A 10173-nucleotide genomic window follows, 5' to 3' on the forward strand; every position below is an offset into this window, starting at 1 on the left:
AGGACAATTTTAGCATTTGGGAGTGAAACAGTCTGGGAAGAGACTGTTTCAGCCTGAGCCTAGAAACTCGAAAGCGAAGCTGTTTGGCCAATTTATAATAAGGACTAAACATATCCATGGTAATGACCTTAACTTGGTTTCTGGCCTGTCTAGAATAGCGGAGGAAGTGATTTCGGATGACTGCCTGTGTTCGTCCGTCGAGAATGGTGACAATCTTAAGAGCATCAAAATCTTGGGCAATAAAATTCATTTTACCTTTTTTGAAGCTATATTCATCCCAAGACATATGTTCGGGTAACTTAGTCCAGTCAGTTTCAAAGGTAAACTCCCTTAGCTTACGGATAACGGTTGATGTGGATATGGCAAGTTCCTTGGCAATGTCTGTCATGGATTTCTTTTCGATGAGCAACTGGGCAATTTTTTGGTTAACGACGGTTGCGATTTGGTGGTTCTTCCTGACCAGAGGCGTCTGTGCAACAGCCATTTTTCTGCAGTTTTGACAACGGAAACGACGTTTTCTAAGACGAATCAACAGTTTGTACCCGGCACATTCTAGGTAGGGAATCTTGGATTCTTTTTGGAAGTCATATTTGGCCATTTGGCTTTGGCAGCCAGGACATTTTGGAGGATCATAATCTAAGAAGGCACGGAGTTCTCTATGCGTCCCCATATCAGATTCTTGGGTTATCGTGATATTTGGGTCTTTTATTCCGAGCGTATTTGTGATAAGATTTAAGTGTTCCATATGAGTCTTTCTAAAATGATGGTTTTGTCGCTTTTCATTATAGATCATATGGGACTTTTTTTCTACACTCAAAAAGGCTCCATAATCTCCGTAAGGTTTTTACCCACTACAGAAATTATAGAGCCAAAAAGTAACACAGACGTTAATTAACTTTGCTCTTATCTGGGGCTAATGCCTAGGGCAATTCGTCCATAGCGACTAATACGGGTCATTTTCCAAACGGGTGACCAAACGATTTCAACCTTAACCTTTTCAATTTCTTCAATTTCAAGGAGTGATGCAATAATTTCATCAGGAAGTGTATCAGCACAAGAACATCCCATATCAGTAAAAGTCATGACAAAATGGCAGGTACCATCTTCATCGAGTGTGATTTCATAGATGAGCCCCAAATTATAGATATCAAGTTCGATATCTGGATCATAAATGGTTTCTAGTTTTTCAATGAGTTTTGGGCTGATAGCAGCGGCTCGTTCATTGAGTTTGATATCGTCTCTCATCTCTTACTCCTCGATTCAACACTTTTTTCTGAAAATTATAACAGTTTCCTTTCCATAATTCAAGGAAAAAAGAACGGAGCCACAATCTTACAGATAGGAATCCCATATCCAAATTTTGAAAGGGTACTTTTAGTAATCAGGTGATTTTTCCAAAATTCAAGGTAGAAAAGCCAGCCTATACTTACGACTGGCTCATTTCTGCTTTTGATTTGATATCTTTGTATTCTTCAGGTGATTCTAAACTCAATATGTCGTCATAGTTTGCGAGGGAAATATCTTGCCCGTAGGCCTTAAGCAGTGCTGTTGTTACAAGGCGATAGGCCAGATTGGCATTTCGAGAGAGTATCGGTCCATGAAAGTAAGACCCAAATACATTTTTATAGTGTAATCCTTCTGTTTGGTCTTCCCCATTATTGCCATTGCCATAGACTACTCGTCCCAGCGGCTTTTCGTCTTCGCTTAAAAAGGTCCGTCCTTGATGATTTTCAAAACCGTAGTAGGTTTCATTGAAGGTTTCATTTTCAATCTTAATATCACCAATGAAGCGGTTGTTTTCTTGGTTGAGGGTATAATGTCCTAGAATACCAAGGCCATCGATTTTTCGACCACCAGCTTCGATATAATATTGACCTAGTAGCTGATAGCCACCACAGATGGCTAAAAGAACACCGTCATTATGAATATAAGTTTCCAGAGATTGGCGTTTGCTAGGCAAATCTTTGGCAATGATTGATTGTTCATAATCTTGACCACCACCAAAGAAAATCAATTGATATTCCTCTGGGTTCAGCTCATCTTCCATGGAGACAATATCAACAGTAACTCTGGCTCCCAACTTTTCAGCCACATATTTAAGCATGAGAACATTTCCGTTATCACCATAGGTGTTCATCAGGTCACCATAAAGGTGAGCAATGCGAAGTTCATAGGAGTAGTCACGGTCGGTTGGACTTTGTAAAGATACATATACCATTATTTCATCTCCTTTCCGACAGCGTGGCGTTGTGCTAGAATTTCCCTTAACTGAAGCATGGCTGTATAAGTTGCGAGAATGTAGGCGTGTTCCGTTTCTTGTTGCTCGATAGCATCAAGAACAGCCTCTAATGAGTCAAACTCAGTGATTTGGGTTTCTGGATAGCCTGAGACACGTAAGCGACGGGCGATTTCAGAATGGCGAATGCCTCCAGCATAGATGTGAGGGATCGGCATTTGTGTTATCTTTTCAAAATTAGCGTCCCAAATCCAACTAGTATCAATGCCGTCAGCATAATTGGCATTTAACAAGACAGACAAGCTGAAATCATAGGGAGCTAGGGCAATCGTTTCTAATGCTTGATTAGCACCAACTGGGTTTTTGATCAACACCAACGTACATGATTTGTTTCCAAGAGTAAAGGTTTCTTGGCGACCAAAAACAGCGCGGCTCTTTTCAAAGCCCTTTTTAATGGTAGCAGGAGCTACACCGAAATGTTCAGCGACAGAAACAGCAGCAAGGGCATTATAGATGTTATAGATGCCACCAACATTAATCTGGTAGTCTTGGTGATCAATGGTGAAACGGCTACTCGTATTGGTTAACTCGGTTAGCTCATTTAAGGCATAATCGAGCTGTGGGCGTTTAAAGCCACATTCCAGACAGATGTAACTCCCTAAGTTGGCATAGGTGTTCATCTTGTAGTGGATAATGTGCTGACACTGAGGACAGAGAACCCCCTCCGTATTATAGTGGGTCAGTTGAGGAGTACCTTCTGGCGTTTCAAACCCGTAATATTTGACAGGGTTGACCAATTCTTTGGAATGAAAGAGAGGACTATCCCCATTGAGAAGAACGGTAGCTTCAGGCGCTTTAGCAGCACCATCTATGATCATTTGATAGGTCGCGTAGATTTCCCCATAGCGGTCCATCTGATCACGGAAGATATTGGTAAAGACAAAGAGACTCGGTTTGAGAAATTCAGTTACCTTTGGCAAACTAGCCTCATCGATTTCCAAAACAGCAATTTTACGGCTGTTTTTGGATTTTGGAGCATTTAAAAAAGCGGCAGTGATGCCTGTAATCATATTAGCGCCTGAGGGATTGGTTAAAACAGCCCCAAAAGCCTCTTCTAAGATTCCTACGGTTAGTGCTGTTGTGAGGGTTTTACCATTGGTACCAGTCACGACAACAATTTCATAATCTTTGGCCAGCGTTTCTAAAACCTGAGCATCTAAAGCAAGTGCTATTTTTCCAGGGAGCGTGGATCCTCGTCCCATTTTTTGAAGCAGCCATTGGCTGGATTTACCAGCTAGGATGCTAATTGCTGTATTTAATTTCATAAGGACATTTTACCATATTTTCTCGTATCATTCATCTGGAAAAAATGATATAATGAAGAAGAATCATATTTGACGGGCTAGTCTTGAAAGTGTAAAAGGGAGCAGGCATGAGTTTCACACAGTTGTTGCAGTTTAGTAATCAGTTTTGGCACAGTTTGGTCGCAGATCCGTGGCGAATCGTTATTAATAGCCTCGATATTTTCTTGGTAACGGGTTTGATGTATATGTGTATCAAGGCCTTGTCTGGAACAAGGGTGATGACCTTGCTTCGCGGTGTGGCAATGTTTGTCATGGCCCAATTAGCGGCAACCTTTTTAGGCTTCCAGACGATTTCATTTATTTTAAATCAAATCTTCACCTATGGAGTAATCGCAGCAGTTGTCATATTTGCTCCTGAGATTCGTTCTGCTCTGGAGAAACTTGGCCGTTCAGCCACTTTATTTGCTTCGACCAATACGTTAAGCGACGAAGAACGTCTCATTTCGGCTTTTTTGAAAGCGACTGATTATATGTGTCCTCGTAAGATTGGTGCTTTGGTCAGTGTTGAGGGAACTCAGAGCTTAAAAGAGTTTATCAGCACTGGGATTCCACTGGATGCAGATATCTCTAGTGAGTTGCTGATTAATATCTTTATCCCTAATACGCCTTTGCATGACGGAGCAGTCATTGTCCGAGATAATAAAATCGCCGTTTCCTGTGCCTACCTTCCTTTAACAGAATCGACTTCAATCTCAAAAGAATTTGGTACGCGTCATAGGGCTGCTATTGGTCTTTCAGAACAAACGGATGCCTTTACCTTTATAGTCTCTGAAGAAACCGGTAGTATTTCCATTGCACATAATGGGGTATTTAAACATGACTTAACACGGGAAGAATTCAAAGCAGAATTGCAACGTGTTTTTATTTCAGAAGAAGCAAACAAGGCTAAATCTAAAAAATGGTTTGCCTTTTGGGAAGGAAAGTAGGAATTGCCAATGAACGATAAAAAACAGAATATTTTCTTTTTGATTGTGTCTTTCATTATTGCTATGTTTCTCTTTCTTTACGCCTCAGCCAGTAATTTTCAAACTTCATCAGCGGCTAAGATTGTGAATTCTGAAACATTTACCAACACCATCTACAATGTCCCTATTAATCTTAACTACGACAATTCCGAATATTTTGTTTCAGGTTTCACATCTGACGTGACAGTTCAAATAACTTCCTCTAATCGCGTAACCCTTCAAAAAGAGAGCCAAGAAGCAACCCGTTCTTTTGTAGTGACTGCGGATTTTACAAATCTTGAATCTGGGACTCATGATATTCCTTTAAAACTGGAAAACTTGCCTTCTGGCATCAATGCGTCGGTAACGCCGTCTACCATTACTGCGAAGATCGGTAAAAGAGTTAGTAAGACGATTAAGGTTGAAGTAGAAATTAATGAAGAGCAGATAGGTGAAGGTGTTGAGATTGATACCGCAACCGTAGAAGATACTAAGGTAACGGTTGTGACGGATGAGGATACAATGTCTAAAATTGATCATGTTGCTGCTATTTTACCGGATGGAACCACCATTACAGATAATTATAGTGGAACCATTACGTTGCAGGCAGTAGATGAAAGTGGCAACTACCTCCCAGCTGTTATTGATCCTGAAGAAACAACATTAACAATAAAAGTTAAGAGCTAAGTTAAAGAATTGTTACGATATTGTTAAACTGTATTTGTTTTGTCTTTTTTACTGTCATAATAGTGTGATATAATCAAAAAATAAACCATATTTAGAAGGAAATAGTAAATAAAATGGGTAAATACTTTGGAACAGATGGCGTTCGTGGAGAAGCTAATGTTGAATTAACTCCTGAATTGACCTTTAAATTAGGCCGCTTTGGTGGCTATGTTCTAAGTCAACACGAAGAAGGGCAACCACGCGTATTTGTAGCACGTGATACTCGTATCTCGGGTGAAATGCTTGAGTCTGCCTTAATTGCGGGTCTCTTGTCAGCAGGGATTCAGGTTTATACATTAGGTGTCATTGCTACTCCAGGCGTGGCTCATTTGGTTCGCACTGAGAAGGCTAGTGCTGGGGTCATGATTTCAGCTAGTCACAATCCTGCACAGGATAACGGTATTAAATTCTTTGGATCTGATGGCTTTAAATTGGATGATGACCGAGAGGCTGAGATTGAGGCTTTGTTGGACGCAACAGAGGATTCTCTTCCTCGTCCAAGTGCTCAGGGTCTTGGAACTTTGGTCGATTACCCAGAGGGGCTTCGCAAATACCAAGAGTATCTCAAATCAACTGGTAGTGACTTAGAAGGAATGACAGTCGCGCTAGATGCTGCTAATGGAGCTGCCTATAAGAGTGCTGGTCATGTCTTTGCAGACCTCAATGCTACTATAACAGTTATAGGTGATAAGCCTGACGGTCTAAACATCAACGATGGTATCGGTTCAACGCACCCTGAAGCATTGCAGACTCTAGTCATGGAAAAGGGCGCTGATATAGGGCTAGCTTTTGATGGAGATGCGGATCGCTTAATTGCTGTCGATGAGAACGGTGACTTGGTTGATGGAGACCGCATCATGTTTATCATAGGGAAATATCTATCTGAACAAGGACAGTTGGCCAAAAATACCATTGTAACGACTGTTATGTCTAACCTAGGCTTTCACAAAGCTTTGGATGTGCAAGGCATTTCTAAAGCGGTGACTGCTGTTGGTGACCGTTATGTTGTCGAAGAAATGCGTAAAAATGGCTATAATTTAGGTGGGGAACAGTCTGGTCATGTGATTCTGATGGACTACAATACCACCGGAGATGGCCAATTAACAGCTGTGCAACTGACTAAGGTCATGAAGGAAACGGGGCTTAAATTGTCAGAATTAGCGGCTCAGGTCACTATTTACCCTCAAAAATTAGTCAATATCCGAGTGGAAAACAGCATAAAGGATAAGGCGATGGACGTGCCAGCTATTGCAGCAGTTATCCAAAAAATGGAAGCTGAAATGAATGGCAATGGACGAATCCTTGTTCGCCCCAGCGGTACTGAACCTCTCTTGCGTGTCATGGCAGAAGCGCCTACTGATGAAGAGGTAAACTACTATGTTGACACTATCGCCGAAGTTGTTAGAGCAGAGATCGGCTTAGATTAAAAGATAAATACTAGAAGTTGAGGCAAGTGTCTCAGCTTTTATTTTATGCCAATTGGTTTTGACCGAAAAGTTTTTGTTCTTAAAGTTGCTTTATTCAACTGGGTAACTATCTTAAGGATTCTAGGGATAATGATTGAATAATCAAAAAAAACATGATAAAATAAGGCTATTGTTAAATATTTGCCTCAACCATTTCGGAGGCAGTGAAGGATCAGGAGAACAAGAATGGCTTTTGGCGAAGAAAAGAAAAAGAAAACCCCGTTTGAAATTGTGACTCTAGTAGTTGTTATGCTAATGCTGGTCGCAATGGTCTTTGGGATTATTGTTTCGGCGATCAGTGTCCTAACACGTTAGGCTATCAATCAATAGGTTAAAAGGAGTGGGAAGAGTCGAAGTGAAACCTTCGTTTCGTCCCGCTCTCTTTTCAAGTAAAAAGATAAGGTATAAGAGATGAGTATGTTTTTAGACACTGCTAAGATTTCGGTCAAGGCAGGAAAGGGTGGCGATGGCATGGTAGCTTTTCGCCGAGAAAAATACGTTCCAGATGGTGGACCATGGGGCGGTGATGGCGGTAAGGGTGGCTCAGTCATTTTTCAGGTAGATGAAGGCCTGCGCACCTTGATGGATTTTCGCTATAATCGTAAATTCAAGGCCCAAGCTGGTGAAAAAGGGATGACCAAAGGGATGCACGGTCGTGGCGCCCAGGACTTGGTTATCCGTGTCCCTCAAGGAACGACTGTTCGGGATGCTGAGACTGGGAAAGTCTTGACTGACCTTGTTGAGAATGGTCAAGAATTTGTGGTGGCAAAAGGTGGCCGTGGTGGCCGAGGAAATATTCGCTTTGCCACTCCAAAAAATCCAGCCCCAGAAATCGCTGAAAATGGGGAACCTGGTGAAGAACGTGACCTTCAATTAGAATTGAAAATCTTAGCAGATGTGGGTCTGGTAGGCTTTCCGTCTGTCGGAAAATCAACCTTGCTAAGCGTGGTTACGGCTGCTAAGCCTAAGATTGGCGCTTACCATTTTACAACAATCGTACCAAACCTTGGCATGGTTCGCACCAAGTCAGGGGACAGTTTTGCCATGGCAGACTTACCTGGCTTGATTGAGGGAGCTTCGCAGGGTGTTGGTCTTGGAACACAATTTCTTCGCCATATTGAGCGTACCCGTGTTATTCTCCACGTGATTGACATGTCAGCTAGTGAAGGACGAGATCCTTATGAGGATTACTTGGCCATCAACCATGAGTTAGAGACTTATAATCTCCGCCTCATGGAGCGCCCTCAACTGATTGTGGCCAATAAGATGGATATGCCTGAGGCCGCGGAAAACCTCAAAGTCTTCAAGAAAAAGTTAGCTGCCAACTATGATGAGTTTGATGACATTCCTCAAATCTTTCCGATTTCAGGAATAACCCACCAAGGCCTCGATGCGCTCTTAGAAGCGACAGCGGAGCTCCTTGCTGTGACTGATGAGTTCCTCCTTTACGATGAGACAGACTTCCAAGACGATGAAGTTTACTACGGCTTCCAAGACGATGAGCGACCCTTTGACATCAGTCGTGATGATGATGCGGCTTGGGTACTTTCAGGTGAGAAGATTGAGAAACTCTTTGTCATGACCAATATGGAACGTGACGAGTCTATTATGAAATTTGCCCGCCAACTGCGTGGCATGGGTGTTGATGAAGCTCTCCGTGAACGCGGAGCCAAAGATGGCGATATCGTTCGTCTGGGTAGCTTTGAATTTGAATTTGTGGATTAAATGATAGTATACTTTTAAACAGCTAGTGTTTGAAGAACGACATAAGCAAAAAGAGAATCTACCAACAATCCTCGCTAACTGCTGGTCGATTGTTTTACTGTTAATGCTGAAGCAAAGGAGATAATCTGTGATAGAAGACATCTATTTAGCCTTTGATTTGATGGAAAAAGAACAGTTAGAGGAGGCCATACAATGGCTAGATAATTTAACTGTTTCTGAAAGTAGCTCCGAATATTATGATTACCTCTCTGCGTACGGTTATGTCTATGCGGAGATGAAGGATTTTTCTAAAGCCTATCAGTTCTATGAGCGTTATTTAGCAAAAGCTATTTCTGACCGAAATGTTCGTCACCAACACATGGCCTATCATCAGCTATGCATGGTTGCGCGTTTACAAGGAGATTACGCTAAAGCAAGAGCTTATTTGGCTCAAGAGGCTGAGGTTATTCAGGAACATTTTGCGGCAGATGCTCAGGTTTGGGCAGTTCATCTCTATGAAGTGGGTTATCTTTCTCATTTAATGGGTGAAAAAGCTGACGCAGAAAAGCAGATGACAGCTAGTCTCGAGTTTGCCTTGCAAACCGATGACCTTATTGCCCAAGCTTGTGCCTACCGTGGTTTGGGAGAAATCCTATCCAGCCGTTTTCATTTTCAAAGATCCAAAGACTTATTTAAGCAAGCAGGAGATGACATTGGCAGTCAAGAGATTGATACCTTGCTTCAAAAGCTGGGTTAGCAATGAAGCATGTCTTAATTAGATATGTCGTAAAGTAAGAAAGGTACCAGATGAAACTAGACACCACTCATTTGGCTTGGATCCGTGAACCAAGGCAATACGTGATTGAGGCAGATCGCATCGCCATCACAACTGAGCCCCATACCGATTTGTGGCAGAAAACCTATTATCATTTTATCAATGATAATGCGCCGATTCTCCAGATGACAACAAGTGAGCCTTATTTTAGTTTTGTGGTGAAAACACGTTTTGACGATGCGCATACGCGTTTTGATCAGTGTGGCATTGTCCTCTATTTGGATTCAGAAAATTGGTTAAAAGCCTCTGTCGAGTATGAGAATGACCGTTTCCAACATTTGGGGAGTGTCGTGACCAATCAGGGCTTTTCAGATTGGGCAACAAGAGAAATAGACAGTAGTGTTAAAACAGTCTGGTACCGTCTCAGTAGAAGACAAGATGATTACCGCATTGAGTACTCACTTGATGGTCAAAGCTATCATCAAATGCGCATTTGTCATTTGTTAAAAGGAGATCAGGACATTCAATTTGGTGTTTATGCCTGTTCTCCAGAAGAGTCTTCCTTTACTGCCGTTTTCTCAGAAATGGAAGTCATCGATTGCCAATGGCCGGCACATGATGGTCAAACACCAAATATGGATTAATTTTTAACGCTTAAAAGAGGTGATAAAATGGGAGATAAACCGATATCCTTTAAAGATAAGGATGGCAATTTTGTTTCAGCAGCCGATGTTTGGAATGCTGAGAAATTAGAAGAGCTCTTTAACCGTCTCAATCCTAATCGAAAATGGCGTTTAGAGAGGGAGAAGAACCAGAAAAAGGATTAGTAGGTGAACTGCACCCCAAAAGTTAGACACAAAATTCTAACTATGGGGTGCTTTTCTTATGAAATTAAGTTACGAGGATAAACAACAAATTTATGAGCTACGAAAAGATGGGTTATCTTATTCCCAACTCA

General features: G+C 41.7%; 12 protein-coding genes. 8 read left to right on the forward strand and 4 right to left on the reverse strand.

Features of this window, described 5'->3' with window-relative positions:
- From ACVRYP_RS10535 to murT, 4 genes are all read right to left on the reverse strand, one after another.
- Positions 1-745: transposase family protein (locus ACVRYP_RS10535; RefSeq protein ID WP_447468663.1), on the reverse strand; the 745-nt coding region annotated here is incomplete at its 3' end.
- 158 nt (positions 746-903) lie between these two features.
- Positions 904-1245, reverse strand: coding sequence for a metal-sulfur cluster assembly factor (locus ACVRYP_RS10540; RefSeq protein WP_307121146.1), 342 nt, complete (start codon positions 1243-1245; stop codon positions 904-906).
- A 181-nt stretch (positions 1246-1426) separates the two neighbouring features.
- Positions 1427-2218: a lipid II isoglutaminyl synthase subunit GatD gene (gatD, locus tag ACVRYP_RS10545; protein ID WP_447468664.1), complete on the reverse strand. Its 792-nt coding sequence runs from the start codon at positions 2216-2218 to the stop codon at positions 1427-1429.
- Positions 2218-3561: a lipid II isoglutaminyl synthase subunit MurT gene (gene murT, locus ACVRYP_RS10550; protein WP_447468665.1), complete on the reverse strand. Its 1344-nt coding sequence runs from the start codon at positions 3559-3561 to the stop codon at positions 2218-2220. The genes gatD and murT overlap by 1 nt, the downstream gene beginning before the upstream one ends.
- A 107-nt stretch (positions 3562-3668) precedes the next feature.
- Here murT and cdaA point away from each other — a divergent pair, with 107 nt between their 5' ends.
- From cdaA to ACVRYP_RS10590, 8 genes are all read left to right on the forward strand, one after another.
- Positions 3669-4526: a diadenylate cyclase CdaA gene (gene cdaA, locus ACVRYP_RS10555; RefSeq protein WP_447468666.1), complete on the forward strand. Its 858-nt coding sequence runs from the start codon at positions 3669-3671 to the stop codon at positions 4524-4526.
- Between the two features lie 9 nt (positions 4527-4535).
- Positions 4536-5231 carry a CdaR family protein gene (locus tag ACVRYP_RS10560; protein WP_447468667.1) on the forward strand — a complete coding sequence of 232 codons (696 nt, stop codon included), beginning with the start codon at positions 4536-4538 and terminating at the stop codon, positions 5229-5231.
- Between the two features lie 113 nt (positions 5232-5344).
- On the forward strand, positions 5345-6697 hold the full coding sequence (gene glmM, locus ACVRYP_RS10565; RefSeq protein ID WP_447468668.1) for a phosphoglucosamine mutase: 1353 nt from the start codon (positions 5345-5347) through the stop codon (positions 6695-6697).
- A 225-nt stretch (positions 6698-6922) separates the two neighbouring features.
- Positions 6923-7051, forward strand: coding sequence for a DUF4044 domain-containing protein (locus ACVRYP_RS10570; RefSeq protein WP_447468669.1), 129 nt, complete (start codon positions 6923-6925; stop codon positions 7049-7051).
- 96 nt (positions 7052-7147) lie between these two features.
- Complete coding sequence (gene obgE, locus ACVRYP_RS10575) at positions 7148-8461, forward strand: GTPase ObgE (protein WP_447468670.1); 1314 nt, start codon at positions 7148-7150, stop codon at positions 8459-8461.
- A gap of 127 nt (positions 8462-8588) precedes the next feature.
- Positions 8589-9197: a tetratricopeptide repeat protein gene (locus ACVRYP_RS10580; protein WP_447468671.1), complete on the forward strand. Its 609-nt coding sequence runs from the start codon at positions 8589-8591 to the stop codon at positions 9195-9197.
- 50 nt (positions 9198-9247) lie between these two features.
- Entirely contained in the window at positions 9248-9859 is a 612-nt protein-coding gene (locus ACVRYP_RS10585) for a DUF1349 domain-containing protein (protein WP_447468672.1), read from the forward strand.
- A gap of 27 nt (positions 9860-9886) precedes the next feature.
- The gene (locus ACVRYP_RS10590) at positions 9887-10042 is read left to right on the forward strand and encodes a hypothetical protein (RefSeq protein WP_447468673.1); all 156 of its coding nucleotides are present in this window, start codon (positions 9887-9889) and stop codon (positions 10040-10042) included.
- The last annotated feature ends 131 nt before the right edge of the window (positions 10043-10173 follow it).

It is taken from the genome of Streptococcus rifensis (assembly GCF_053203525.1).

Bases quoted from the DNA above. Each gene is read 5' to 3' on its own strand.
- ACVRYP_RS10540 (WP_307121146.1), bottom strand. From the start codon at position 1,245: ATGAGAGACGATATCAAACTCAATGAACGAGCCGCTGCTATCAGCCCA.
- gatD (WP_447468664.1), bottom strand. From the start codon at position 2,218: ATGGTATATGTATCTTTACAAAGTCCAACCGACCGTGACTACTCCTAT.
- murT (WP_447468665.1), bottom strand. From the start codon at position 3,561: ATGAAATTAAATACAGCAATTAGCATCCTAGCTGGTAAATCCAGCCAA.
- cdaA (WP_447468666.1), top strand. From the start codon at position 3,669: ATGAGTTTCACACAGTTGTTGCAGTTTAGTAATCAGTTTTGGCACAGT.
- ACVRYP_RS10560 (WP_447468667.1), top strand. From the start codon at position 4,536: ATGAACGATAAAAAACAGAATATTTTCTTTTTGATTGTGTCTTTCATT.
- glmM (WP_447468668.1), top strand. From the start codon at position 5,345: ATGGGTAAATACTTTGGAACAGATGGCGTTCGTGGAGAAGCTAATGTT.
- ACVRYP_RS10570 (WP_447468669.1), top strand. From the start codon at position 6,923: ATGGCTTTTGGCGAAGAAAAGAAAAAGAAAACCCCGTTTGAAATTGTG.
- obgE (WP_447468670.1), top strand. From the start codon at position 7,148: ATGAGTATGTTTTTAGACACTGCTAAGATTTCGGTCAAGGCAGGAAAG.
- ACVRYP_RS10585 (WP_447468672.1), top strand. From the start codon at position 9,248: ATGAAACTAGACACCACTCATTTGGCTTGGATCCGTGAACCAAGGCAA.
- ACVRYP_RS10590 (WP_447468673.1), top strand. From the start codon at position 9,887: ATGGGAGATAAACCGATATCCTTTAAAGATAAGGATGGCAATTTTGTT.